Here is a 25,447-nt window from a genome sequence, read left to right as displayed (position 1 = left end):
TGAGCGTATTGAGAAGGGTACGGGATCGACTTGTGAGTCACATCGAACGTCCGGCCGAGCCTGACAAGCGAATGTTGCGGCGAGAGTTCCTCGCGATGAGAAACAGATTGACGGCGGATGACGTGCGGGAAGCCGCGAACGCGCTGGCCGAGCGAGCGCTCGAGCTGCCTGAGCTGGCGCGGGCGCGCACGGTGGCGGCATACGTCTCGGTGGGGGGTGAACCCGGCACGCTCGCGCTGCTGGACGCGCTGCGCGCGCGGGGCGTGCACGTCCTGCTCCCCGCGCTCCTGCCCGACAACGACCTCGACTGGGGCGCGTACGCCGGTGAGGGCTCCCTCTCGCGCGTTCAACACGGCGGAAAGATGGCGCTTTTCGAGCCCTCCGGCGAGCGCCTCGGCCCGGACGCCGTGACGGCCGCCGACGTCGTGCTGCTGCCCGGCCTGGCGGTCGACGCGCGCGGGATGCGGCTGGGGCGCGGCGGAGGATCGTACGACCGTGTCCTGGCGCGTCTGGAACGCGCGGGCGTGCACCCCGCGCGCGTGGTGCTGCTGTACGACTCCGAGGTCGTCGAGCGCGTCCCGGAGGAGGCACACGACCGGCCGGTGCACGCGGTGGTGACTCCCTCGGGCGTGCGCCGCTTCCAGGAGGCATGAGCCTCCTCCCCCTGCGCCTCGTACGGGAACGGGCCCTCCACGCGTGCGTGGAGGGCCCGTTCGGTGGTACGCCGTCAGCGGTTCATGGCTTGAGCGCCAGTGTGTCGCTCGTGCTCTCATCGACCGCGTCGTCGGAGAAGGACCAGTCGAGAAGTTCGCCCTTGACCCACTTGTCGGTCTGGTCGGTGTAGTGGGCGCTGTAGGCGTGGCCGGAGGCGCCGGTGAGGTTGATCCACTTCGACTTGTCGAGGTCGCCGAGGTTGACCACCATCCGCATCGACGGCACCCAGACGACGCCGTAGCCGCCTGCGGCGTTCCAGCCGGTGGCGTTGACCGTGGCCTCGCCGCCGCTGAGCTTCCAGGGGCCTCGGTTGAGGACGTACTGCAGGAAGCCGGGGCCTTCGGTGCCCAGGGTCTGGTTCTTCAGGAACAGGCGGTGCAGCCGGCCCCAGCTCCAGGTGTCGATGTCCTTGCCGAGCTTGGCCGTCAGCTCCCAGCGAGCGTCGATCATGGCGCGCTCGAACAGCTCGTCGCGGGTGTCGGCGGCGGGGCGGGTGCCCGACGTCGGCGTCTTCCACCAGGAGCTGTCCTCGTCGTCCATGAGGTTGCGCACGACCTCGAACCAGCGGTCGCCGCCGTCGGGCTGCGCCTGGTCGGCCTCGCGCCGGCCGCATTCGCGCACCTTGTTGTTGTCCTCGTCGACCGGGCCGGTGGTGTCGACCCTCTCGACCCACAGGCACTGGCCCTTGACCCGCAGCTCCTTGGGCAGCTTGTTGCCGAAGGAGAGCTTGAGGATGTTGCGCCAGACCGAGTTGAAGTAGGCGGCGGCCGCCGAGTCGGCGTCCTGGGTGTAGTCCCAGCCCTCCAGCAGCTTCTGCGCCGCGCGGACGTCCTCGTCGTCGATGTCGATCTTCAGCAGCTTGGGCACCAGCAGCTTGGCGATCTCACTGCTGTTGTCGAGCTGCATCTGCCGCATGTCCTCGGTGGAGACCTTGCCGCCGTCCTCGATCTTCGACTGGATCAGGTCGGTGAGGCGCTGGCTGCGGGTGCCGTAGCCCCAGTCCGTGGTGAGCGTGTACGGGTACTTGTCCTTGTCGATCACGGCCTGGTTGGCGGTGACGATGTAGCCGCGCTTCGGGTTGTACTCGTAGGGCAGCTCGTCCTGGTCGATGTAGCCGGTCCAGCGGTACTTGGAGTCCCAGCCCGGCGCCGGGATCGATCCGTCGTCGCCCTTCGCGCGCGTGGGGATCCTGCCGGGCAGGGTGTAGCCGATGTTGTCCTTGGTGTCGGCGTAGACCAGGTTCTGCGAGGGCACGTCGAACAGGGCGGCCGCGGCGCGGAAGTCGCTCCAGTCGGCGGCCCTGTCCATGGCGAAGACGGCGTCCATGGAGGTGCCGGGGTCCAGTGCGGTCCAGCGCAGGGCGATGCCGTAGCCGTCACCGCGGTCGGGGGCGGCGGTGTCGACGGCGGCCTTCTTGCCGACCTGCACGAGCTCGTCGCTGCGGTCGGACAGCAGGGGGCCGTTGTTGGTCTCCCGGACGACGATCTTCTTGGACGTGCCGCCGGCGACCTTGATGGTCTCCTCGCGGGACTCGAAGGGCACCGTCTTGCCGTCGAGCTGGTAGCCGTCGCCGGAGAGCTTCTCCAGGTACAGGTCGGTGACGTCGACGCCGGAGTTGGTCATACCCCAGGCGATGTTCTGGTTGTGGCCGATTATCACGCCGGGCATGCCCGCGAAGGTGTAGCCGGTGACGTCGTACTGGCACTTGCTGGAGACGCTGCGGCAGTGCAGGCCCATCTGGTACCAGACGGACGGCAGCGCGGCCGACAGGTGCGGGTCGTTGGCGAGCAGCGGCTTGCCGGTGATGGTGTGGTCGCCGGAGACGACCCAGGAGTTGGAGCCGATGCCGTTGCCGTTCACGCCGACGGCCGCGGGGAGGTCGTCCAGGACGTCCTGGAGACCCGCCAGCTGGCCCTGGAGGCCCGTGGAGGCCGATCCGGAGGCCGTGCCCGTCGCGCTGCCCGTTCCGCCTGTGGACGTGCCCGCGGCGGACGTGGAGCCGTTCTGCTCGAACGTCCCGGTCAGCTCGTCGTACTGGCCCTGCTGGACGATCGTGTTGTTCCGGCCGTACGGGTACTCCGGGTACAGCTGGGCGATCTGCTCGGGGCCGAGGCGGCTGGCCATCAGGGCGCGGTCGATCTCGTCCTGCATGTTGCCGCGCAGGTCCCAGGCCATCGCCTTCAGCCACGAGACCGAGTCGACCGGGGTCCACTCCTCGGGCTCGTAGTCGTTGGAGAAGCCGAGCGCCGCGTACTCCAGGGAGATGTCCTTGCCGTCCTTGCCCTCGAGGTAGGCGTTGACTCCCTTGGCGTACGCCTGGAGGTACTTCTTCGTGGAGGCCGACAGCTTGCTGTCGTACTCCTGCTTCGCGATCCGGCCCCAGCCCAGGGTGCGCAGGAACTCGTCGTTGTCGACCTGGCTCTTGCCGAACATCTCCGACAGGCGCCCGGAGGTCATGTGACGGCGCACGTCCATCTCGTAGAACCGGTCCTGCGCCTGGACGTAGCCCTGCGCCATGAACAGGTCCGCGTCGGAGGAGGCGTAGATCTGCGGGATGCCATAGCCGTCGCGCTTCACGTCCACGGGTCCCGACAGGCCGTCGAGCGTGATCGCGCCCTCGGTCTGCGGGAAGGAGGCGCGGACGGTGCTGATGGACCAGTACCCCCCGTAGGCGACGCCTCCTACGAGGGCCAACACCAGGACGAGGGCGGCAAGTCGGACTTTGCGCCCCTTCTTCCTGCCGGACTTGCCGGGCTGCTGACCCGTAGAGGCGGTGGTGTTGGGGGGCATCGCTGTCCTTGCTGTCCTAACGCGAGCGGCAGGCGGGCTGTGTATTCAACTGAGCGCTGGAGCAACCATAGGCGCAGGGTCCACTCCCGCTTGACGCGGAGTCGGGAACCCGCACGGACGGGCGTTCGATCATGCCTCGCGAAGCGTCAAGAATTCGTCAAGAGTTAGGTAAGGTAACGAATTACTTGGATGCGAAGAATCACCGCTTCGTGTCCTATGTACGTGAGCCCACGCGCGCGTGCGTGTCGGGCCAGGGAAGGGAACGGCCGCTGACTGTCCACCAGCTCAACCAGCTCCTGCTCGTCTGCTCGCTCGTCCTGCTCGTCGCCGTCGCAGCGGTCCGGATCTCCTCGCGCAGCGGGCTCCCCAGCCTGCTCGTGTACCTGGGGATCGGCGTCCTCATGGGCCAGGACGGGATCGGCGGCATCCGGTTCGACGACGCCGAGCTGACCCAGGTCATCGGGTACGCGGCCCTGGTCGTGATCCTGGCCGAAGGTGGTCTCGGCACGAAGTGGAAGGAAGTCAGGCCGGCCCTTCCGGCCGCCTCCACGCTGGCGCTGGTCGGGGTCTCGGTGAGCGTCGGGATCACGGCGACGGCCGCGCACTACCTGACCGGGCTGGAGTGGCGTCAGGCGCTCATCGTCGGGGCCGTCGTGTCCTCCACGGACGCCGCGGCGGTCTTCTCCGTACTGCGGAAGATCCCCCTCCCCGCGCGCGTGACGGGCACCTTGGAGGCCGAGTCCGGCTTCAACGACGCCCCCGTCGTCATCCTGGTGGTCGCCTTCTCCGTGCACGGCCCGGTCGAGCACTGGTACGCGCTGCTGGGCGAGATAGCGCTGGAGCTGGTCATCGGCGCCGCGATCGGCCTCGCCGTGGGCTGGCTGGGCTCCTGGGGGCTGCGGCACGTGGCGCTGCCCGCCTCCGGCCTCTACCCGATCGCCGTCATGGCCATCGCCGTCACGGCGTACGCCGCGGGCGCGCTGGCGCACGGCAGCGGCTTCCTCGCCGTGTACCTGGCCTCGGTGGTCATGGGCAACGCCAAGCTGCCCCACTGGCCCGCCACCCGCGGTTTCGCCGACGGGCTCGGCTGGATCGCCCAGATCGGCATGTTCGTCCTGCTCGGCCTCCTGGTCACCCCGCACGAGCTGGGCGACGACATCCTGCCCGCGCTCGTCATCGGGCTGGTGCTGACCATGGTGGCGCGCCCGCTGAGCGTCGTGCTCTGCCTGACGCCGTACCGCGTCGCCTGGCAGGAGCAGACCCTCATGTCCTGGGCCGGTCTGCGCGGCGCCGTGCCCATCATCCTGGCGACGATCCCCATGGTGAGCGGCATCGAGGGCAGCCGCCGCATCTTCAGCATTGTCTTCGTCCTGGTCGTCGTCTACACCCTGATCCAGGGGCCCACCCTGCCGTGGCTCGCCCGCAAGCTCCGTCTGGGCGAGGACTCCGAGGCCGCCGACCTCGGCATCGAGTCGGCCCCCCTGGAGCGGCTGCGCGGACACCTGCTGTCCCTCGCCATTCCCGAGGGCTCGAAGATGCACGGCGTCGAGATCAACGAACTGCGGCTCCCCGCCGGAGCCGCAGTCACCCTCGTCGTCCGCGATGGAAAATCCTTCGTTCCGCTCCCCACGACGGTGCTGCGGCTCGGAGACGAACTGCTCGTGGTCGCCACGGACCCGGTACGGGATGCCGCGGAGCGGCGGCTGCGAGCGGTGGGGCACGGAGGCAAGCTGGCCGGGTGGCTGGGGACGAACGGGGAGGGCGCGGGGCGCTGAGCCGGGCGCCGAGTACGGGCTCCGGGCGCACGCCAGGTCATCAAGGGCACGTTTCACACAGTTCACACCCGCCGGAAATCGTAGGCCCACGCACCTATGGTGCTCGCTTTCACAGGTGCATCAGGGGTTGATACCTGTACGATGAAGGCGCACTTTGATCGAACCAACTCTGCCTGACGCAGAGCTGGCGCGACCGTATGGCGGTCGGGGCGCCCTTCGCAGTGGGCACCGGCATCTACCGCAGTTCCGCGCAAGAGGACAGCTCTCGGCGCCGCCCCATCTGAAGGGGCCGCGCTACCAGGTGGCAGAAAGGCACGGGCCGTGGCGTCCACGGTCACCACCGAGCCGTCGAAGAACTCGCCGGCATCCTCCCGCCCGGGATACGGGCAACTGCTGCGTACGCGCGGCGCCTGGACGTTCCTGCTCCCCGGCTTCGCGGCGCGCCAGCCGTTCGCGATGCTGACCATCTCCATCGTGCTGCTCGTGCAGCACACCACCGGCTCGTACGGTGCCGCGGGCGCCACCGCGGCCGTCACCGGCCTCTCCATGGCACTGTTCGCGCCCTACAGCGGCCGTCTCGCCGACCGTTACGGGCAGCGCGTCGTCCTGATCCCCGGTGTTCTGGTGCACGTGCTGTCGGGCCTGACCCTGACGGCGCTGGCGCTGACGGACGCGCCCTTGTGGGCGCTGTTCGCGGCCGCCGTGCCGACGGGCGCCTCGGTGCCGCAGGTCGGCCCCATGGTGCGCGCCCGCTGGGGCGTGAAGCTCCAGGGCTCTCCCCTGATGAGCACCGCGGCGGCCTTCGAGTCCGTCACGGACGAGCTGACCTTCGTCGTCGGACCACTGCTGGCCACCGCCCTGTGCACCGCCGTCGACCCGGCCGCAGGCCTGGTGACGGAGGCCGCGCTGACGCTGCTCGGCGGTCTGCTGTTCGCGGCGCAGAAGAGCACGCAGCCCTCGGTCACCCTCGACGGGCACGCGCGCGTGGAGCACGCTTCCGCGCTGCGTGTCCCCGGAGTGCGCGTGCTGATCGTGGCCTTCCTGGGCATCGGAGCCGTCTTCGGCGGCATGCAGGTCTCGCTGGCCGCGTTCACCGAGTCGATCTCTGAGCCCGGCCTGAACGGCGTCCTGTACGGCGTCTTCGCGGCGGGCAACATGCTGTCCGGCGTCGCGTGCGGCGCGATCGCGTGGAAGGTGGCTCCGCAGCGGCGCCTCGTCGTCGGGTACGCCGCCCTCGCGCTGGCCGCGTCCGGTCTGTGGGCCGCGCACTCCGTGCTTCTCCTGGCCGGCCTCGGCCTTCTGGTCGGCATGTGCATCGCGCCCGCGCTGATCACCGGCTACACGCTGGTCGAGAGCCTGGTCCCGGCCGGCGCCCGCACGGAGGCGTTCACCTGGCTGACCGGCGCGGTGGCGCTGGGCCAGGCGGCCGCCGTCACGGTCGCCGGGCAGTTGGAGGACCGGTTCTGGGTCGGCGCCGGATTCCTGGTTCCGATGGGCGGCACACTGCTGGCCCTGACGACCCTGGCAGCGCTGCGCTCGCAGCTCGTGCCGCCGCGCGTGACCAAAGTGGTCACGCGCGGCGCGGCCCATCGCGAGCCTGTCGCGATCGGTGAGATGTGACGCCCCTCAGGAATACGTCACTGTGACTCCGCCGCTACGCGGCCTCCCACTTGGGCACAAATGCCCTCGTGACGGTCAAGCCCTGACCGCTGCCTGGAGGCAGGTGACGCACGTTACTCCATTTGCTGGCGGCACAGGTTAGTATGGACGATCGTTAGCACTCATTGACTGAGAGTGCCAGGAGGAAGACAGTGCCCACCTATCAGTACCAGTGCACCGAGTGCGGCGAGGGCCTCGAGGCGGTGCAGAAGTTCACCGACGACGCCCTGACCGAGTGCCCCAGCTGCGGTGGCCGCCTGAAGAAGGTGTTCTCCGCGGTCGGCATTGTCTTCAAGGGCTCCGGCTTCTACCGGAACGACAGTCGCGGCTCCTCGTCGAGCAGCGCGCCGGCATCGTCCTCGAAGTCGTCGACGTCCTCGTCTGCGTCGTCCCCGTCATCCACTTCGTCGTCCTCGGACTCGAAGTCGACGAGCACCGGCACCTCCTCCAGCAGCAGCTCCGCCGCGTAAGGACTCGCTCACGGGACTCTGCCGTCGTACGGCGGCGGGGTCTTCGGTGTTTTCCGGAGCCGGTCTTCGCCTCTGCAGGGCGCCAGCTAGTGTGCTCGTCATGGCGAACGCAGAGATCGGTGTAATCGGTGGCTCCGGGTTCTACTCGTTCCTCGACGACGTGACCGAGATCCAGGTGGACACCCCGTACGGGCCGCCCAGCGACTCCCTCTTCCTCGGCGAGATCGCCGGCCGACGGGTCGCCTTCCTGCCCCGGCACGGACGCGGCCACCATCTGCCGCCGCACCGGATCAACTACCGGGCCAATCTGTGGGCGCTGCGGTCGGTCGGCGTGCGCCAGGTCCTCGGCCCGTGCGCGGTGGGCGGTCTGCGGCCCGAGTACGGGCCGGGCACGCTGCTCGTGCCGGACCAGCTGGTCGACCGTACGAAGTCCCGGGTGGGGACGTACTTCGACGGGCTGCCGCTGCCCGACGGCACGGTGCCGAACGTGGTGCACGTGTCCCTGGCCGACCCCTACTGCCCCGCCGGGCGGGCGTCCGCGCTGAAGGCTGCGCGCGGGCGGGACTGGGAACCGGTGGACAGCGGCACACTCGTCGTGATCGAGGGACCGCGCTTCTCCACCCGTGCCGAATCGTTGTGGCACCGGGCACAGGGCTGGTCGGTGGTGGGCATGACCGGCCACCCCGAGGCAGCGCTGGCCCGCGAACTCGAGCTCTGCTACACGTCATTGACGCTGGTCACCGACCTCGACGCGGGCGCCGAGACCGGCGAGGGCGTCTCGCACGACGAGGTCCTGCAGGTGTTCGCGGCGAACGTGGACCGGTTGCGCGGGGTCCTGTTCGACGCGGTGGCCGCGCTGCCGGCGAACGAGGAGCGGGACTGCCTGTGCACGAAGGCGCTGGGCGGGATGGATCCGGGGTTCGAGCTGCCGTAGAGCCGTGGCGGACAGGGACTGCGACGGTCCCGGGAGCACGGAACTTCTCGTTCGGGTGAGCGAGTTGTCCACAACCCGCCAGTAGTCCACCGGCCCCGGCGGGCGGCGGCGCGAAGCCTCATCGTGGCCTCGCAAGCCGTTCTCTCGTCGCAGGTGGTGGTCCACGTGTCCTTCGCTCCGTCGTCCTCTCCCGTCCCTTCCTCTTCTCCACGCCCGCCGGGCACCGATGCTCCCGCCACGTGCGGGGTGCCGCACTTCGCTCCCGTGCGGGTACGGGGCGGGCGGTATCAGCTGCGCCGGCTCGTACGGCATCGGAGGCGGGCCCTGGCGGCCGGGCTCGCCGTCACCGCGGCCGCGCTCGTGGCCGCGGGCCCGCGGGACGCTGAGCGGACGCGCGGGCGTCCGGTGGCCGAGCCGGTACGCGAGCACCGCGCCGTCGAGATCGTGTCCGCGCCGGTGCGGATCGCCGACGGAGCCACCGTCCGGCTGCTGAGCCCCGGCGACCGGGTCGACGTGATCGCCGCCGCGGAGACCGCGACGGGCGGCGACGCGCGCGTGGTCGCGCGCGGGGCGCGGGTGACGAAGGTGCCGGAGCCCCTGGACGAAGCGGCCGAGAACGGGGCACTGGTCGTGCTCTCGGTGCCGCGTTCCACCGCGGCGCGCCTCGCGGGCGCGAGCGCGACGGCACGGCTGGCGGTGACGCTGTGCTGAGCCACGTGGTGCGTATCGTGCGCAATACCCTGTCAAGTCGCTTGTGGGAGCTACCCCATTGGACAAGGTTGCCTCGCCCTCACGTAGGTTGCGGAGCTGTTTGTTCCACAACCTGTGTGTGCGAGGAGAGGCTCCGCGGTGAGCGAGAAGAAGAAGCCGAGCGTCTGGGAGGGCTTCAAGGCCTTCCTGATGCGCGGGAACGTCGTCGACCTGGCAGTAGCGGTGGTCATCGGGGCCGCCTTCACCAACATCGTCAACTCGGTGGTGAAGGGGATCATCAACCCGCTCGTCGGAGCGATCGGGACCCAGAGCCTCGACAGCTACAGCTCCTGTCTGAGCGAGACGTGCGAGGGCGAGGAGGGCATCCAGATCCTGTGGGGCTCGGTCCTCGGCGCGACGCTCCAGTTCGTGATCACCGCAGCCGTCGTGTACTTCCTGATGGTCCTGCCGATGTCGAAGTACCTGGCGCGGCAGGAGGCCCGCAGGAAGGCGCGGGAGGGCACGCAGGAGGTCATAGAGGTGACCGAGCTGGAGGTGCTGAAGGAGATCCGCGACGCGCTGGTCGCTCAGCGCGGTTCCGGGCACAGCGAGCGGTAGCGGCGGCCGCCCGCTGGGCCTGGCGGGCGGTGGCCCGTCGGGCTCAGATGTGGTGGGGCGGCTTCTCGTCGAGGAAGCGCTTGAGGTCGGCCGCGCTGTCGCCGGAGGTGCCGGGCCGCTCGCCCCATCCGCGGTCCGTGTCGTCCGAGGACTGCTGGTCCAGCGGGTCGTCGAAGACCAGCGCGGCCTTCGGGTCGCGTGGCTCGGGGTCGGGGGCGGTGCTCATGCGTCCAGGGTACGGCCCCGGGGGCGAGCGGCGTCCCGGCCGCAGTACCGGGGACTCACACCGCGTGCAGGCCGTGCGCCGTGAAGGCGGCCCTGGCGAGGGCGGTCTGCCCGGGGGTCGGGCAGGGCGTGCCGTGGAGGAGGAAGGGGCGGCCGAGAGCCTGCCACTTGGCCTCGCCCAGCTTGTGGAAGGGCAGGACGTCGACGCGTGTGACGTTGCCGAGGGAGGCCGCGAAGGCGGCGACGCCCTCGATGTTGGCCGGGTCGTCGGTGAGGCCGGGTACGAGCACGAAGCGGACGTGGACCTCCTTTCCGAGATCGGCGAGGCGCCGGGCGAAGCCGAGGGTGGGCTCCAGCGGGCGGCCGGTGAGCTTGCGGTAGGTCGCGCGGTCCCAGGACTTGATGTCGAGCAGGACCAGGTCGGTGTCGCGCAGCAGGGCGTCGGTGGCGCGCACGCCGAGGAAGCCCGAGGTGTCCAGGGCGGTGTGCAGGCCGAGTTCGTGCTTGAAGCGGTGCAGCAACTCGCCGGTGAACACGGGCTGGAGGAGGGGCTCTCCCCCGCTGACGGTGGCGCCGCCGCCCGCGGCCGCGATGAACCGCGTGTACTTGCGGGCCTCGGTGACGATCTCGTCGGCCGTGGTGCGCTTGCCGTCGCGCATCCGCCAGGTGTCGGGGTTGTGGCAGTACAGGCAGGTCAGCGGGCAGCCGGAGAGGAAGGTGACGAAGCGGGTGCCGGGCCCGTCGACGCCCGTCGACAGGTCCCAGGAGTGGACCGACCCCACGGCAGGGCGACGGGTCGCCGCGGCGGCAGGGGTGGCCGGGGTGGCGGCGGGGGCCCGCGCCGGCGTGGCCGGCGCGGGCGGAAGAAGCGCGGTCATCGTCCGTCACCGTCACAGCGCGCCGTGGAAGGTGCGGTTGATGACGTCGAGCTGCTGCTCGCGCGTGAGGCGGATGAAGTTGACCGCGTAGCCGGAGACCCGGATGGTCAGCTGCGGGTACTTCGCGGGGTGCTCCATCGCGTCCTGAAGGGTCGCCCGGTCGAGGACGTTGACGTTCATGTGGAAGCCGTCGCTGGCCATGTAGCCGTCCAGGACGCCCGAGAGGTTGGTGACGCGCTCCTCGGGGGTACGGCCGAGAGCGTCCGGGGTGATCGTGTTGGTCAGCGAGATGCCGTCCTCCGCGTCGTCGTACGGGAGTTTGGCGACGGAGAGCGCCGAGGCGATGTATCCGTGTTCGTCGCGGCCGTTCATGGGGTTGGCGCCGGGCGCGAAGGGGGTGCCGGCGCGGCGGCCGTCGGGCGTGTTGCCGGTCTTCTTGCCGTAGACGACGTTCGAGGTGATCGTCAGGACCGACTGGGTGTGCACGGCGTCGCGGTACGTCGGGTGACGGCGGACCTTCTGCATGAAGTCGTGGACGATCCGGCACGCGAGGTCGTCGGCCCGGTCGTCGTTGTTGCCGTACGCCGGGTAGTCGCCCTCGACGACGTAGTCGACGGCGAGGCCGGTCTCGTCCCGGATCACCTTCACGCGTGCGTGCTGGATGGCCGAGAGGGAGTCGGCGGCGACCGACAGGCCGGCGATACCGCAGGCCATGGTGCGCAGGATCGCCCGGTCGTGCAGGGCCATCTCCAGGCGCTCGTAGGCGTACTTGTCGTGCATGTAGTGGATGACGTTGAGTGCGTGGACGTACGTCTTGGCGAGCCAGTCGAGCATGGCGTCGTAGCGCGTGAGGACGGTGTCGCAGTCGAGGTACTCGTCGGTGATCGGCTCGAGGCCCTCGACGACCGTCTGGCCGGAGACCTCGTCGCGGCCGCCGTTGATGGCGTACAGCAGGGCCTTGGCGACGTTGACGCGCGCGCCGAAGAACTGCATCTGCTTGCCCATGGCCATCGCGGAGACGCAGCAGGCGATGGCGGTGTCGTCGCCGTACTTGGGGCGCATCAGTTCGTCGGACTCGAACTGCAGGGCGCTGGTGTCGATGGCGACCTGGGCGGCGTACTTCTTGAAGGCGTCGGGCAGGCGCGGGGACCAGAAGACGGTGAGGTTGGGTTCGGGGGCGGGACCGAGGTTGTAGAGGGTGTTCAGCGCGCGGAAGGTGGTGCGGGTGACCAGGGGGCGCCCGTCGTCGCCGATGCCACCCATGGACCAGGTGACCCAGGTGGGGTCGCCGGAGTAGAGCTCGTTGTACTCGGGGGTGCGCAGGAAGCGCACGATGCGCAGCTTGATGACGAAGTCGTCGACGAGTTCCTGGGACTCGGACTCGGTCAGACGGCCGGCCTCGATGTCCCGCTGGAGGTAGATGTCCAGGAAGGCGTCGATGCGGCCGATCGACATGGCGGCGCCGTTCTGTTCCTTGACGGCGGCGAGGTAGGCGAAGTAGAGCCACTGGACGGCCTCGTGGCCGGTGCGGGCGGGGCCGGAGATGTCGAAGCCGTAGGAGAGGGCCATGGCCTTGAGCTCTTCGAGCGCGCGGATCTGCTCGGCGACTTCCTCGCGTTCCTGAATGACCTCGCTGCTCGGCCACTCGACTTCGAGTGCCGCTCTGTCCGCTCGCTTGTCGACGATCAGCCGGTCGACGCCGTAGAGGGCGACGCGGCGGTAGTCGCCGATGATGCGGCCGCGGCCGTAGGCGTCGGGCAGGCCGGTGATGATGCCGGAGGAGCGGCAGGCGCGGATCTCTGGGGTGTAGGCGTCGAAGACGCCGTCGTTGTGGGTCCTGCGGAGCCTGGTGTAGATCTCCCGGACGGCAGGGTCGGCCTCGTACCCGTAGGCGGACAGGGCGCTCTCGACCATGCGCCAGCCGCCGTTGGGCATGATGGCGCGCTTGAGCGGGGCGTCGGTCTGCAGGCCGACGATGAGGTCGAGGTCGCGGTCGATGTAACCGGGGGCGAAGGCGTCGATGCGGGACGGGGTCTTGACGTCGACGGCGTAGATGCCGCGTTCGATCTCCGTCGGGAACATCGCGACGAGCTTGTTCCAGACCTTGGTGGTGCGCTCCGTGGGGCCTGCGAGGAAGGCTCCGTCCCCCTCGTAGGGGGTGTAGTTGCGCTGGACGAAGTCGCGGACGTCGATGGCGTCGCGCCACAGACCGCCCCGGAAGCCCTCCCAGGCGTCCTCTCGCGCCGGCGCATCGGGCGCCGTCGCCGCCGCGGCAGGAATGACGGTCGTGGGTTCCGCAGGAGTGGCAGTCATGGCCCGCACCTTCCGCATCGCTTCGTCGGTTCGGATCCATTGCACGCCCGTGACAGCGCTCCGGGGCGCCGCATTGGTCCCCGATGCGGGTCCAAAGGTCCTATCGATAATCGATCAGAGTCCTACCCAGGCCGTCCGACCTGGTCTTTTCGTGAGCTCCTTGCACCTCAACGCACTCGTGAAATGCTTCACAAGAAATTCCGGGCCCTATCTGGTGTGCTTGGACTCATGACGTCCAGTTCGACTCCCGCACCGGCCTCTCCCGGCGCCCCCGACAGCCAAGGCCCTCTGCGCAGACTCACGGCCCGTGGCCGCGACGATACGCACCGGGCCGCCACGCCGCTGGAACTGTTCTTCGACCTGTGTTTCGTCGTGGCCATCGCCCAGGCGGGCATCCAACTGGTGCACGCCGTCGCCGAGGGACACGCGGGCGAGGGGATCCTCAACTACGCGATGGTCTTCTTCGCCATCTGGTGGGCCTGGATGAACTTCACCTGGTTCGCCTCGGCGTACGACAACGACGATGTCCTCTACCGGGTCGTCACCCTGATACAGATCGCCGGTGTGCTGGTCCTCGCGGCCGGGGTGTCCCGGGCGTTCGAGGACCACGAGTTCCTGGCCGTGTGGCTGGGCTACGCGATCATGCGGGTCGCCATGACGGCGCAGTGGCTGCGCGCGGCACGGTCGAGCGAGGGCCCGGAGAGAACGATGGCCCGGCGGTACGCCGGTGGCGTGCTGGCCTGCCAGATCGGCTGGCTGGGGCTGCTGTTGCTGCCCGAGGGCGCCAGGCCGTGGGTGTTCCTGGTGATGGCGCTCCTCGAGTTGTGCGTGCCTCTGTACGCGGAGAAGGACCATCCCACGAGCTGGCATCCGCGCCACATCGCCGAACGGTACGGCCTGTTCACGATCATCGTGCTCGGCGAGACCATCGCCGCTGCCACGGTCGGCGTGAAGACCGGCATCGACGAGAACGACTCGCTGGGCGAACTGGTACCGATCGCGGCGGGCGGATTGCTGATCATCTTCGCCGCCTGGTGGATCTACTTCGTCGTGCCCATCCACAGTCATCTGCGTTCCAGCAAGCAGGCCTTCCTGTGGGGTTACGGCCACTACCTGGTCTTCGCCTCGGCGGCCGCGATCGGCGCGGGCCTGGAGGTGGCGGTCGAACAGGCCGTCGGCAAGGCGCACATCTCCACGCTGGCCGCGTCGGCCGCCGTGACCCTGCCGACCGCGCTCTACCTGCTCACCGTCTGGGCACTGCACTCGCGCCACTTCAAGGTGGGCATCGCCCAGCAACTGGTGCTGCCGACCACGGCGCTGCTGGTGATCGTCTGCACGTTCCTGGGCGACTGGGCGGTGCTCGCGGCGGGCATCGTCTCGGCGCTGGCAGTGGCGACCGGGGTGACGCTGACGGCGCGCATGGTCGCCCGGGAGCGCGCGACGCAGGCGCCGGCGCCCGTCTCCTGATGTGTGTGCCGTGGGCCGGGCGCCGGTGACTGGACGAGACTGGGGCCATGACAGTTGACGCTCTGACGGACGTCGCCGGCGTGCGCGTGGGACACGCGACGCGTACCGGCGACGGTTGGCTCACCGGCACCACGGTCGTGCTCGCCCCTGAAGGCGGGGCTGTCGCCGCCGTGGACGTGCGCGGCGGCGGCCCCGGCACCAAGGAGACCGACGCCCTCGACCCGCGCAACCTCGTCCAGAGGGTCGAGGCGATCGTGCTGACCGGCGGCAGCGCGTACGGGCTCGACGCGGCGTCCGGGGTGATGGCCTGGCTGGAGGAGCGCGGGCGCGGGGTGCGTGTCGGGGTGGACCCGGCTCACGTCGTGCCCGTCGTGCCTGCGGCCTGCGTCTTCGATCTGGGCCGCGGCGGCGACTTCCGGGCCAGGCCGGACGCGGCCACCGGGCGGGCGGCGGTCGAGACGGCCGCGGCGAGCGAGCCCGGCGCGCGTGTTCCGGAGGGATGCGTGGGCGCGGGCACGGGAGCCGCGGTCGGGCCGCTGAAGGGCGGGATCGGCACGGCGAGCACCGTCCTCGACTCGGGGATCACAGTGGGCGCGCTGGTCGTGGCCAACGCTGTGGGCTCGGCGGTGGACCCGGGAACGGGCGTGCTGTACGGGGAGTTGTTCCAGGGGCGTGTGGACTATCCAGAGGCGCGCGTGCACGAGGACGCGCGTCGGCACCTGGCCGAACTCGCGGCGGAGAACGCGCCGCCCCCGCTGAACACCACGCTCGCGGTCGTCGCCACCGACGCGGTGCTGTCGAAGGCGCAGGCGCAGAAGCTCGCCGGCACGGCGCACGACGGCATCGCGCGCGCTGTACGGCCAGTGCATCTGCTCCACGACGGGGACACGGTGTTCGCACTGGCGACGGGGGCTCAGCCACTCGACGCCGAGCACCCCCTAGCGCTGAACGAGCTCCTTGCGGCGGGTGCGGACTTGGTGACGCGCGCGATCGTGCGTGCTGTGCGCGCCGCCGAGTCGGTGGCGGGGCCAGGTGGGGTGTGGCCGTCGTACGGGGAGTTGTACGGGGGCGGGGTGGCCAAGGGCGGGGTAGCCGGGGGCCAGTGACGAGGGCGCGCCAGGTGCGTGTGCGGGCGCGACACAGTCGGTGCCCTCCGGGCAGGTGATTGTCCCGGTTTTGTCACGTGATGGTGTTCATGGCCGACGGAGGGAACCCCAACGAGGGGCGGTTCCCTCTTTCTCCACGGAATGGAGCGGACCGCGCACATCGCATGAACATGGAGCAGCTCGTGACAACGCCGGACAATGCAGCGCGGCGCGACGTGGGGGCCTGTGCCGCCCTCGTGGTCGGCGCCCTGGCCCTCACCGCCTGTAGTGGCAGTGCCAACGCCAAGAACGACGACGGCAAGGGCGGGACGGAGTCCGTCAAGACGTCTGCCGCGAAGATCGCCATATCGGCGAAGGACGGATCGACGGGGGCGTCGATCAACACGACCGGTGTGAAGGTCAGTGACGGCAGGCTCACCGACGTGAGGATGGCGGTGGCGGGGAGCGGGCAGGCCGTTCCCGGGGCGATCGCGACGGACGGAGGCAGCTGGAAGCCCGCGGAGCAGTTGGAGCGCGGGACCAAGTACGAGATATCGGCCACCGCCAAGGACGCGGACGGGCGCACGGCGGCCGCCAACTCCATTTTCACCACGGTGACTTCGGCTGACAGCTTCATCGGGACGTACACGCCCGACGACGGGACCACGGTCGGGGTCGGGATGCCGGTGTCGTTCAACTTCGACAAGGTGATCAGCGACAAGAAGGCCGTGCAGTCACACATCAGCGTCACCGCCGGCAGTGGGCAGGAGGTGGTCGGGCACTGGTTCGGTGAGCAGCGGCTCGACTTCCGGCCCCAGGAGTACTGGAAGGCCGGCTCCAAGGTCACGATGAAGATCGACCTGGACGGTGTGGAGGGCGCCAACGGCGTCTACGGGGTGCAGAAGAAGACGGTCACGTTCACCGTCGGGCGTTCGCAGGTCTCCACGGTCGACGTCAACACGCAGACCATGACGGTCGTGCGCGACGGCAAGACGGTCAAGTCGGTGCCGATCTCGGCGGGCAGTGCGCAGTACTCCACGTACAACGGGCAGATGGTCATCTCCGAGAAGTTCACACAGACCCGCATGAACAGCCAGACGGTCGGCCTGGGCGGCGAGTACAACATCCCGGACGTGCCGCACGCGATGCGGCTGACGACGTCGGGGACCTTCATCCACGGCAACTACTGGTACAACAAGGGCAACCCTCCCTTCGGGCGTCAGGGCACCAGCCACGGCTGTGTCGGGCTCGCGGACGTGCAGGGCGCGAAGGGCGACACGGTCGCCAAGTGGTTCTACGACAGCTCGATCACCGGGGACGTGGTGATCGTCAAGAACTCCCCCGACAAGACGGTGGCGCCGGACAACGGGCTCAACGGGTGGAACATGGGGTGGAGCGAGTGGGGCGCGGGGAGTGCCGTCTGAGCGCCGGCCCTCGACCGGCCTCTCGCCGATCCTCGCCGATCCTCGTTGCTTGATCGCCTTAAGTCGGCTCTGAGCAGGCCCTTTTGACGAGGTGTCGGGCCGCGTGGGAACTTCCCCCGCAGCCCGGGCGTTTTCCGGGCGTACGTTTTCTCGGTTCCCGGACATGATGTCCGACCGAGGGGCTACGGTATGCACCCACAAGGTGACATGCAGCAACGCCGGGAGAAACCTTGAGCGTTCCGTACGAGATGGCAGCGTACGAACCACCCGAGTCGGCGGAGTCTCCGGAGGAGCACCTCGCGCGACTCCTCGGCCGTGCCCTGAACTCTTTCGAGCTGCCCGACGAGGCGATACGGCGGCTCGACTGTGCGCTGGCGCACGACAGCTCGCTGCACTCCGCGCATCACAGCGCGGGGCTGCACCGCGAGACGTACCGGCACACGTGGCTGCTCGCCGACGGGTCGGCGCTCACCCTGTGGGAGCTCGTCCACAACACCGCGCCGGGCAGCTCCCCGCAGCACGAGGTGTACGTCGACCAGGAGGAGCTGCGCGCCGCCACGGCCCGGCTGCCGCTGCCGCCGGACACGCCGGACTTCGAGCTGCCGGTGACGGTGCAGCTGGCGCCGGTTCCCGCGCCGCGGCACGCGTACGTGCCGGACCACTCGGCCGACCACGCGCGTCGGCTGCTACGCCGGGCGGAGAACGCCGACCGGCCGGGCACGGAGACGGCCGCGTTGCTGGCGACGGCGTTCGCGCACCAGATCACGCAGGCGTTCGGGCGCCCGTGCCGCGCGCGGCGCGCCGGGTTGTGCCTCTCGCTCTACGAGCACGCGTTCCTGCTGCGCGACGGCATGGAGATCTCCCTCTGGGAGGTCGAGCACACGGCGACGCCCGACGGGCGGCACATGTGCGAGGTGTACGTCAGCGAGGACGCGGCCCGCGCTGCGATGGAGCGCCGGGCGGCGCAGGTCTCGTAGGAGGGGCGGCTGTTCAGCGGCCGCTGTCGCCGAGCTGTCGTACCAGGCCCGCGAACGCGTCCTGCTCCGCCGGGGTGAGCGGGACGGACTCCCGTGGGGGAGCTGCCTGCCGCTGGCGCGGGAGGGCCGGGTCCGTGGGCCACCGGGCGGGCCCCGGTCGGCTGCGGCGCAGGACTCGGGTCAGGCCGACCACCCAGACGACGGTCGCCAGGACGAGTACGGCCACGCCCAGCAGTTGGGGGATCGAGACGTGCTCAGGCATGCGCCCCAGTAGACAACACGGTCCGGGACTTTGGGCGCGGACCGTGACGTATCTCGCAGGTGCCGTGAACGACTCACAGCTTCCCCAAAGGGACAAGCCGATCCACCCGGGCAGAGAGCGGTCGGCTTCGCCTGCTTGCCGGAGGGGCCGGCGGTTCCGGACACGGTCGATCGGCCGCAGCCCCGTCCCGCGGGGCTGCGGCCGATCGTCGTACCGGGACAGGGGTTCAGGCCGTGTCCCGGTGTAGCCGTGCCGGGGTTGGTGTCCCGCGCCGGGTGGCTACGCCGCCACCGGCTGCTTCGCCTCCGCCGTCGGGGCCGCCGGGGACTCGGAGGCCGCGGTGGCGTCCGGGGCCGTCTTGCGCATGCCCTTCAGGACGATGACCAGGCCCGCCGTGACCGCCGTACCGACCGCGATGGCCAGCAGGTACAGGAACGGCTTGCCGATCAGGAAGGTGACCCAGATGCCGCCGTGCGGGGCGCGCAGGGTCGAGCCGAAGGCCATGGTCAGCGCGCCGGTGACCGCGCCGCCCGCCATGGAGGCGGGGATGACGCGCAGCGGGTCGGCGGCCGCGAACGGGATCGCGCCCTCGGAGATGAAGGAGGCACCGAGCACCCAGGCCGCCTTGCCGTTCTCGCGCTCGGCGGTGGTGAACAGCTTCTTGCGGACCACCGTCGCGAGCGCCATGCCCAGCGGGGGGACCATGCCGGCGGCCATCACGGCGGCCATGATCTTCATCGCGGAGTCGCTGGGGGCCTGTACAGCGATGCCGCCGGTGGCGAAGGCGTACGCGACCTTGTTGACCGGGCCGCCCAGGTCGAAGCACATCATCAGGCCGAGCAGGATGCCGAGCAGGACGGCGTTGGTGCCGGAGAGGCCGCTCAGCCAGTCGGTCATGCCCTTCTGTGCCTCGGCGATCGGCTTGCCGATCACCACCAGCATCAGGAAACCGACGACGATCGACGAGACCAGCGGGATCACGACCACCGGCATGATGCCGCGCAGCACCGGCGGGATCTTGATCCGCTGGATACCGAGGACGACAGCACCGGCGATCAGACCGGCGGCCAGGCCGCCGAGGAAGCCGGCGGCGATGTTGGAGGCAATCATGCCGCCGACGAAGCCGGGGACGAGACCGGGGCGGTCCGCCATGCCGTACGCGATGTAACCGGCGAGGACGGGGATCAGGAAGCCGAAGGCGACGACACCGATCTGGAACAGCAGGGCTGCCCAGCTGTCGACCTGGAGCCACACGAAGTGCTCCGTGACCGGCTTCGCCTTGTTGATCTCCCAGCCGCCGATCGCGAACCCGAGCGCGATCAGCAGACCGCCCGCCGCGACGAACGGGACCATGTAACTCACGCCGGACATCAGCCACTTGCGCAGCTTGGTGCCGTAGCCCTCGCCGGGCTCGCCCGAGCGTTCGACAGGGGTGCCGCCGGGCTTGGCCGCGGCGGTGACCTCGCCGCGCTCGGCCTTGCCGCGGACCTCGGCGATCAGTTCGGCGGGGCGGTTGATGCCCGCCTTCACTCCGATGTCCACGGTGGGCTTTCCGGCGAACCGGTCCTTCTCCCGTACGGGGACGTCATGGGCGAAGATCACGCCGTCGGCGGCGGCGATGACCGCCGGGTCGAGCCGGGTGAAGCCGGCCGAGCCCTGGGTCTCGACGACGAGTTCGACGCCGGCCTCGCGGCCCGCGTTCTCCAGCGACTCGGCCGCCATGTAGGTGTGGGCTATGCCGGTCGGGCACGAGGTGACGGCGACGATACGGAAGGGGCGCTCGCCGTCCGCTGCCGGGACGGCGTCCTCGGCAGCGCCGTGGGCGCCCGGCGCGGGCGCCGTGCTGACCGCTGCGGCGCCGACGGAGGCCGCCCCCGGCGCCGCAGCGGAGTCCTCAGGGGCGCCCTGCGCGCCCTTCGCGCCGTCAGAAGCGCCGCCACCAGCTCCGTCCGCGCGCCCGGCAGCGCTCTCAGCGCCGCCTCCAGCGGCGTCCGCAGCCGCGTCCGCGCCGCCCGTCTCCGCCGCGTCCCCGCGGATCAGCGCCGCCGCTGCCGCCGCGTCCCCCACCGACCGCAGCGCGCCGGTGAACTCGGCGTTCATCAGCTGCCGGGCCAGCGACGACAGGATCGTCAGGTGGGCGTCGTCGGCACCGGCCGGTGCGGCGATCAGGAAGATCAGGTCGGCGGGGCCGTCCGCGGCGCCGAAGTCGATGCCGGCGGCGCTGCGCCCGAAGGCGAGCGTCGGCTCGGTGACGTGCTCGCTGCGGCAGTGCGGGATGCCGATGCCGCCGTCGAGGCCGGTCGGCATCTGCGCCTCGCGGGCGGCCACGTCGGCGAGGAAGCCGTCGAGGTCGGTCACCCGGCCCAGGGCCACCATGCGTTCGGCGAGGGCGCGCGCCGCCGCTTCCTTGTTGTCGGCGGACAGGTCGAGATCGACCAGGTCCGCGGTGATCATGTCGCTCATCGCGGGCTCCTTCGCACGCGTATCGCCCGGGGAGTAGTGAGGTGGGCGGAAGAGGAGGGGACGGGGGTGCAGTGGGGGGCGGGGGTGAGCGGGGTGGAGGCGGGGCCGGGGAAGCCCCGCCTCCCCAGGGCGGCAGGGCGGCTCAGGTTGCCCTGCTGCCCCGTGTCCGCGGCGAGTAACGGGGAGCCTCGCCGCTTCGTGGCCGGTCCGCACAGCACGTAGGTCGTCGTCATGACACCGGCTCCTTCAGTACGCGGTCCACCGGCACCTCGGCCGTGACCGTCACCGCCGCCGGGTCCAGGTCGGACGGCGACGGCATCACGCTCCCGGGCAGCTGGACGGCCGCTGCGCCGTGCGCGACCGCCGAGGCGAGCGCCTCCGGGCCGCTGCCGCCGGCGATCAGGAACCCGGCGAGCGAGGAGTCGCCGGCGCCCACATTGCTGCGTACGACATCCACGCGCGCGCTGCCGAACCAGGCGCCCGCGCCGTCCACGAGCAACTGCCCGTCTGCGCCCAGGCTCGCGAGCACGGCGCGTGCGCCCATCTCGCGCAACTCCTCGGCCGCCTTCACCGCGTCGCCCACCGTGAACAGGGGGCGCCCGACGGCTTCCGCGAGCTCCTCGGCGTTCGGCTTCACCACGTCGGGCCGCTCGCGCAGCGCTTCCAGCAGCGCGGGCCCGGAGGTGTCCAGCGCGATGCGCGCGCCCCCGGCGTGCGCCCGCGCGACGACCTCGGCGTACCACGCCGGCGCGAGCCCTCGGGGCAGGCTCCCGCAGCACGCGATCCAGTCGGCGTCGTGCGACTGCCGGTGCACCGTGTTCAGGAGCAGCTCCTGCTCGGCCGCGGAGAGCTCCGGGCCGGGCGCGTTGATCTTCGTGAGCACCCCGTCGGACTCCGCGAGCGCGATGTTCGAGCGGGTGGCTCCGGCGACCGGGACCGGCGCGACCTCGATGCCCTGCGCGTCGAGCAGGTCGGCGACGAGCGCCCCCGGCGCACCACCCAGGGGCAGAACCGCGACCGTGCGCTGTCCGGCGGCCGCGACGGCACGCGAGACGTTCACGCCCTTGCCGCCCGGGTCCATGCGCTCGCCGGTGGCGCGGATGACCTCGCCACGGTCGAGGGAGGGGACCTCGTAGGTGCGGTCGAGGGACGGGTTCGGGGTCACGGTGAGGATCATGCGCGCACTACTTCCGTGCCGCCGCGCTCGATGGCGGCGGCGTCTTCGGGGCTCAGCCCGCTGTCGGTGATCAGCAGGTCCACGTCGCTCAGGTTGCCGAAGCAGGCGAAGTGTTCCTGGCCGTGCTTGGAGGAGTCGGCGAGGAGAACCACACGGCGGGCCGCGGCCACGGCCGCGCGCTTCACCGCGGCCTCGGCGAGGTCGGGGGTGGTCAGGCCACGGTCGGCGGAAAAGCCGTTGGCCGCTACAAAAAGGACATCGGCCCGGATCTCGCCGTAGGCACGGAGCGCCCAGGCGTCCACGGCGGCGCGCGTACGGTGCCGCACGCGCCCCCCGACGAGGTGGAGATGGATGCCGGGGTGGTCCGCGAGGCGGGCCGCGATGGGCAGGCTGTGCGTGACGACGGTGAGCGAGGCCTCCAGGGGAAGCGCGGCGGCCAGCTGGGCCACCGTCGTACCGGCGTCGAGGATCATCGTGCCCTGGGTCGGCAGTTCGGCGAGCGCCGCCTTGGCGATGCGGTCCTTCTCGTCGGCCGCCTTGGTCTCACGCTCGGCGAGGTCCGGCTCGAAGTCGAGGCGTCCGGCGGGGATGGCGCCGCCGTGCACCCGGCGTACGAGGCCGGCACGGTCGAGGGCCTTCAGGTCGCGGCGGATCGTCTCCGCAGTCACCTGGAACTCCTCGGCCAGCGACACGACATCCACTCGCCCGCCATCACGGGCCAGCCGGAGGATCTCCTGCTGCCGCTCCGGTGCGTACATGCCCGTTCGCCTCCCACCCGTGCCCGGACTTGTGGTTTCGCTGGGAGGCTACGCCTGGATTTCCGGAAAGTAAACAGGTTCGGGCACAGTCGGGCATGATCGGGCTTTCAGGCGGGCACCAAGCAGACACAGAGGGGCCCGGCACCCGGGTATCTTCCGGATGCCGGGCCCTTCGCCCATGACTCAGGAAGGAGCGGCTCAGGGCACGAGCTCCGGCTCCCTCTCCTCCGGCTCCCTCTCCTCCGGCTCCCTCTCCGCCGCCGCCCGGCGCTCCGATCCGGATCCCTCCGCTTGCTCCACCTGCTGCGCCGACCGCGCCGGCAGCGCGAACATCAGCAGGAAGATGGCGCCCATCACCGCGGCCACCCAGCCCAGCGCGTGCTGGAAGGCGTCCACGAAGGCCGGGCCGCCGACCGCCTCGGTCACCCGGTCGTCGATCACTCCGAAGAAGACCACCGAGACCAGGCCGAGGCCGAGCGCGTTGCCCATCTGCTGCACGGTGTTGATCAGGCCCGACGCCGAACCCGAGTGCTCGCGCGGCACGTCCGACAGCACCGCGTCCGTCAGCGGGGCGACGATCAGCCCCATGCCGATGCCCATGACGACGAGCGGGAGGGCCATCTGCCAGGGGGCGATGGCCGTGCCGTAGCGCCCGGACTCCCACATGTAGAGCAGGACGCCCGCCGCCATCACCAGCGCGCCCGCCTGGAGCACCTTGCGGCCGAAGCGCGGGACCAGCTTCTGGACGGACAGGCCGGCCGCCATCGAGACGGCGATCGAGAACGGGATGCCGGTGAGGCCGGCCTTCAGCTCGCCCCAGCCCAGGCCCATCTGCAGATAGAGCGTCCAGACCAGGAAGAAGATGCCGAGCGCGACGCCGAAGACGGTCTGTACGGCGATGCCGGCCGCGAAGCTCTTGACCCGGAACAACGACAGTTCGACCAGCGGGGAGCCGTCGCGGGCGGTCTTCCGCCGCTCGTACGCCACCAGTACCGCGAACACGACGAGCGCGCCGGCCATCGACACGTAACCCCACAGCGGCCAGCCCAGCTCACGGCCGCGGGTCAGCGGGTAGAGCAGCATCAGCAGGCCCAGCGTCACCAGCGCCACGCCCACCAGGTCCAGCTTCAGCGCCTTCGGCGCCTTGGACTCGGTGATGAAGCGGCTGCCCAGGATCAGGCCCGCGATGCCGACCGGCAGGTTGATGAGGAAGATCGGGCGCCACTCGAGGCCGAGGAGGTTCCACTCCGTCAGCAGCGCGCCGAGCAGGGGACCGGAGATCGCGCCCAGCCCCACGACCGCGCCGAAGAGCCCGAACACCTTGCCGCGTTCATGCGCCGGGAAGGTGGCGTGCACGATCGACAGGACCTGCGGGACCATCAGCGCCGCCATCGCGCCCTGCAGGACACGAGAGGCGACCAGCATCTCCGGGTTCGCGGCGAGGCCGCACAGGGCGGAGGCGAGGGTGAAGCCGCCGATGCCGACGAGGAACAGCCGCTTGCGGCCGTGGATGTCGCCGAGCCGGCCGCCGGTGATCAGGCCGGCGGCGAAGGCGAGGGCGTAACCGGCGGTGATCCACTGGATCTGGCCCCATGACGCACCCGCGTCCTGCCGGATCGACGGGATCGCGATGTTGACGATCGTGACGTCGACGAGGTCCATGAAGGCCGCGGTCATCACGATCGCGAGGGCGAACCAACGGCGGCGGTCGCCCGTGGATGGCGTCTCGGAAGGGGTCTCGGTGGAGTTCATGCTTCGAAACTAGAGGCCGAATAGGTCAGATCATGTCCTAGTTCTGCGGCATCCTCGGATGCATGACTACGGATACTCCGGCGCGGTTGCTGCAGCTCCTCTCCCTCCTCCAGACGCCCCGTGAGTGGCCCGGTGGTGAGCTCGCCGGGCGGCTCGGGGTGTCGCGGCGCACGGTGCGGCGGGACGTCGACCGGCTGCGTGAGCTCGGCTATCCCGTGCAGGCGAGCAAGGGGGCGGACGGTGGATACCGGCTCGTCGCGGGCAAGGCGATGCCGCCGCTGGTGCTGGACGACGAGGAGGCGGTGGCGATCGCGGTCGGGCTGCGGGCGGGGGCCGGGCACGCGGTGTCGGGCGTGGACGAGGCGTCGGTGCGGGCGCTGGCCAAGCTGGAACAGGTGCTGCCGTCCCGGCTGCGGCACCGGGTGTCCACGCTGCAGGCCGCGACCACGCCGCTGACCAGCGGGGACGGGGCGAGCATCGCGCCGGAGACGCTGACCGTGATGGCGTCGACCGTGGCCGGGCACGAGCGGCTGCGGTTCGCCTACCGGGCGGCCGACGGGACGGAGTCGCGGCGCCTGACGGAGCCGTACCGGCTGGTCTCGACGGGGCGCCGCTGGTATCTGGTCGCCTACGACCTCGATCGCGGGGACTGGCGCACGTTCCGGGTCGACCGGGTGAGCGAGCCGTTCGCCACGGGGGCGCGGTTCGCTCCGCGGGAGGTGCCGGCGGGGAGTGCGGCGGAGTATCTGCGGCAGTCGATGTACCGGCAGCAGAGGACGTACGAGATGGTGGTCACGTTCGCCGCGTCCGCCGATTTCGTCGCGGCCCGGCTGCCGGCGTGGCTGGGGACGCCCGAGCCGATCGACGCGGGGCGGTGCCGGGTGCGGGCGACGGTCGGGGACCAGGTGGACTGGCTGGCGGTGCGGCTGGCGATGGTGGGCTGCGACTTCACGGTCCGGGAACCGGCCGAACTCGTGCGGTGCGTACGGGAATTGGGCGGGCGCCTGACACGCGCC

At 70.6% G+C, this 25,447-nt stretch carries 22 protein-coding genes; 12 read left to right on the top strand and 10 right to left on the bottom strand.

What is annotated here, in order from left to right; translation table 11 throughout:
• Nucleotides 1-71 precede the first annotated feature (71 nt).
• Nucleotides 72-653 carry a 5-formyltetrahydrofolate cyclo-ligase gene (locus tag AQJ91_RS23775; RefSeq protein WP_107122510.1) on the top strand — a complete coding sequence of 194 codons (582 nt, stop codon included), beginning with the start codon at nucleotides 72-74 and terminating at the stop codon, nucleotides 651-653.
• 82 nt (nucleotides 654-735) lie between these two features.
• Here AQJ91_RS23775 and AQJ91_RS23770 read toward each other — a convergent pair whose 3' ends face one another.
• Nucleotides 736-3,504: a penicillin acylase family protein gene (locus AQJ91_RS23770; RefSeq protein WP_067025307.1), complete on the bottom strand. Its 2,769-nt coding sequence runs from the start codon at nucleotides 3,502-3,504 to the stop codon at nucleotides 736-738.
• Between the two features lie 209 nt (nucleotides 3,505-3,713).
• On the opposite strand from AQJ91_RS23770, the gene AQJ91_RS23765 reads away from it, so the two are divergent.
• From AQJ91_RS23765 to mscL, 6 genes are all read left to right on the top strand, one after another.
• Nucleotides 3,714-5,279 (top strand): potassium/proton antiporter, encoded by a 1,566-nt coding sequence (locus tag AQJ91_RS23765; RefSeq protein WP_407696903.1) that lies wholly within the window; start codon nucleotides 3,714-3,716, stop codon nucleotides 5,277-5,279.
• A gap of 321 nt (nucleotides 5,280-5,600) precedes the next feature.
• A complete protein-coding gene (locus AQJ91_RS23760; RefSeq protein WP_067025304.1) occupies nucleotides 5,601-6,899 on the top strand; it encodes an MFS transporter in 1,299 nt (432 codons plus the stop codon).
• A 191-nt stretch (nucleotides 6,900-7,090) separates the two neighbouring features.
• Nucleotides 7,091-7,408: an FmdB family zinc ribbon protein gene (locus tag AQJ91_RS49885; protein WP_079085152.1), complete on the top strand. Its 318-nt coding sequence runs from the start codon at nucleotides 7,091-7,093 to the stop codon at nucleotides 7,406-7,408.
• Between the two features lie 100 nt (nucleotides 7,409-7,508).
• Entirely contained in the window at nucleotides 7,509-8,342 is an 834-nt protein-coding gene (locus AQJ91_RS23755; protein ID WP_067025413.1) for an S-methyl-5'-thioadenosine phosphorylase, read from the top strand.
• 165 nt (nucleotides 8,343-8,507) lie between these two features.
• Entirely contained in the window at nucleotides 8,508-9,053 is a 546-nt protein-coding gene (locus AQJ91_RS23750; protein ID WP_067025410.1) for a CpaB family protein, read from the top strand.
• Between the two features lie 138 nt (nucleotides 9,054-9,191).
• Complete coding sequence (mscL, locus tag AQJ91_RS23745; RefSeq protein WP_067025301.1) at nucleotides 9,192-9,650, top strand: large conductance mechanosensitive channel protein MscL; 459 nt, start codon at nucleotides 9,192-9,194, stop codon at nucleotides 9,648-9,650.
• A gap of 43 nt (nucleotides 9,651-9,693) precedes the next feature.
• On the opposite strand, the gene AQJ91_RS23740 is transcribed toward mscL, so the two are convergent.
• From AQJ91_RS23740 to pflB, 3 genes are read right to left on the bottom strand one after another with little or no spacing between them, the layout of a single operon-like run.
• On the bottom strand, nucleotides 9,694-9,876 hold the full coding sequence (locus tag AQJ91_RS23740; protein ID WP_067025298.1) for a hypothetical protein: 183 nt from the start codon (nucleotides 9,874-9,876) through the stop codon (nucleotides 9,694-9,696).
• 55 nt (nucleotides 9,877-9,931) lie between these two features.
• Nucleotides 9,932-10,753, bottom strand: a complete 822-nt coding sequence (pflA, locus tag AQJ91_RS23735) for a pyruvate formate-lyase-activating protein (protein WP_067025295.1) — start codon at nucleotides 10,751-10,753, stop codon at nucleotides 9,932-9,934.
• Between the two features lie 12 nt (nucleotides 10,754-10,765).
• On the bottom strand, nucleotides 10,766-13,066 hold the full coding sequence (pflB, locus tag AQJ91_RS23730; RefSeq protein WP_079085158.1) for a formate C-acetyltransferase: 2,301 nt from the start codon (nucleotides 13,064-13,066) through the stop codon (nucleotides 10,766-10,768).
• A 228-nt stretch (nucleotides 13,067-13,294) separates the two neighbouring features.
• Here pflB and AQJ91_RS23725 point away from each other — a divergent pair, with 228 nt between their 5' ends.
• The 4 genes from AQJ91_RS23725 to AQJ91_RS23710 all read left to right on the top strand — a co-directional run bounded on the left by AQJ91_RS23725 (nucleotide 13,295) and on the right by AQJ91_RS23710 (nucleotide 18,019).
• On the top strand, nucleotides 13,295-14,533 hold the full coding sequence (locus AQJ91_RS23725) for a low temperature requirement protein A (RefSeq protein WP_067025292.1): 1,239 nt from the start codon (nucleotides 13,295-13,297) through the stop codon (nucleotides 14,531-14,533).
• Between the two features lie 47 nt (nucleotides 14,534-14,580).
• Nucleotides 14,581-15,639: a P1 family peptidase gene (locus tag AQJ91_RS23720; protein ID WP_067025290.1), complete on the top strand. Its 1,059-nt coding sequence runs from the start codon at nucleotides 14,581-14,583 to the stop codon at nucleotides 15,637-15,639.
• A gap of 182 nt (nucleotides 15,640-15,821) precedes the next feature.
• Entirely contained in the window at nucleotides 15,822-17,042 is a 1,221-nt protein-coding gene (locus tag AQJ91_RS23715) for a L,D-transpeptidase (protein WP_067025404.1), read from the top strand.
• Nucleotides 17,043-17,272: 230 nt separating this feature from the next.
• Complete coding sequence (locus AQJ91_RS23710; RefSeq protein WP_067025287.1) at nucleotides 17,273-18,019, top strand: DUF6227 family protein; 747 nt, start codon at nucleotides 17,273-17,275, stop codon at nucleotides 18,017-18,019.
• A gap of 13 nt (nucleotides 18,020-18,032) precedes the next feature.
• Here the strand turns inward: AQJ91_RS23710 and AQJ91_RS23705 are convergent, their stop codons facing one another.
• The 6 genes from AQJ91_RS23705 to AQJ91_RS23685 form a co-directional block, all read right to left on the bottom strand.
• Entirely contained in the window at nucleotides 18,033-18,281 is a 249-nt protein-coding gene (locus tag AQJ91_RS23705; RefSeq protein ID WP_067025284.1) for a hypothetical protein, read from the bottom strand.
• A gap of 279 nt (nucleotides 18,282-18,560) precedes the next feature.
• Nucleotides 18,561-20,744: a PTS fructose transporter subunit IIABC gene (locus AQJ91_RS23700; RefSeq protein ID WP_067025281.1), complete on the bottom strand. Its 2,184-nt coding sequence runs from the start codon at nucleotides 20,742-20,744 to the stop codon at nucleotides 18,561-18,563.
• Nucleotides 20,741-20,977 carry a hypothetical protein gene (locus AQJ91_RS53745; protein WP_159054643.1) on the bottom strand — a complete coding sequence of 79 codons (237 nt, stop codon included), beginning with the start codon at nucleotides 20,975-20,977 and terminating at the stop codon, nucleotides 20,741-20,743. The genes AQJ91_RS23700 and AQJ91_RS53745 overlap by 4 nt, the downstream gene beginning before the upstream one ends.
• Entirely contained in the window at nucleotides 20,974-21,921 is a 948-nt protein-coding gene (gene pfkB, locus AQJ91_RS23695; protein ID WP_067025278.1) for a 1-phosphofructokinase, read from the bottom strand. Before pfkB ends, AQJ91_RS53745 begins: the two co-directional genes overlap by 4 nt.
• Nucleotides 21,918-22,679 (bottom strand): DeoR/GlpR family DNA-binding transcription regulator, encoded by a 762-nt coding sequence (locus AQJ91_RS23690; RefSeq protein WP_067025275.1) that lies wholly within the window; start codon nucleotides 22,677-22,679, stop codon nucleotides 21,918-21,920. Before AQJ91_RS23690 ends, pfkB begins: the two co-directional genes overlap by 4 nt.
• A gap of 198 nt (nucleotides 22,680-22,877) precedes the next feature.
• On the bottom strand, nucleotides 22,878-24,431 hold the full coding sequence (locus AQJ91_RS23685) for an MFS transporter (protein WP_067025272.1): 1,554 nt from the start codon (nucleotides 24,429-24,431) through the stop codon (nucleotides 22,878-22,880).
• Between the two features lie 62 nt (nucleotides 24,432-24,493).
• Here AQJ91_RS23685 and AQJ91_RS23680 point away from each other — a divergent pair.
• The coding region (locus AQJ91_RS23680) for a helix-turn-helix transcriptional regulator (protein ID WP_067025269.1) at nucleotides 24,494-25,447 on the top strand (954 nt) is incomplete at its 3' end.

This window comes from Streptomyces dysideae, assembly GCF_001514305.1.
In the GTDB taxonomy this organism is placed as follows: Bacteria; Actinomycetota; Actinomycetes; order Streptomycetales; family Streptomycetaceae; genus Streptomyces; species Streptomyces dysideae.
This window is presented reverse-complemented; position numbering and strand designations above follow the sequence as displayed.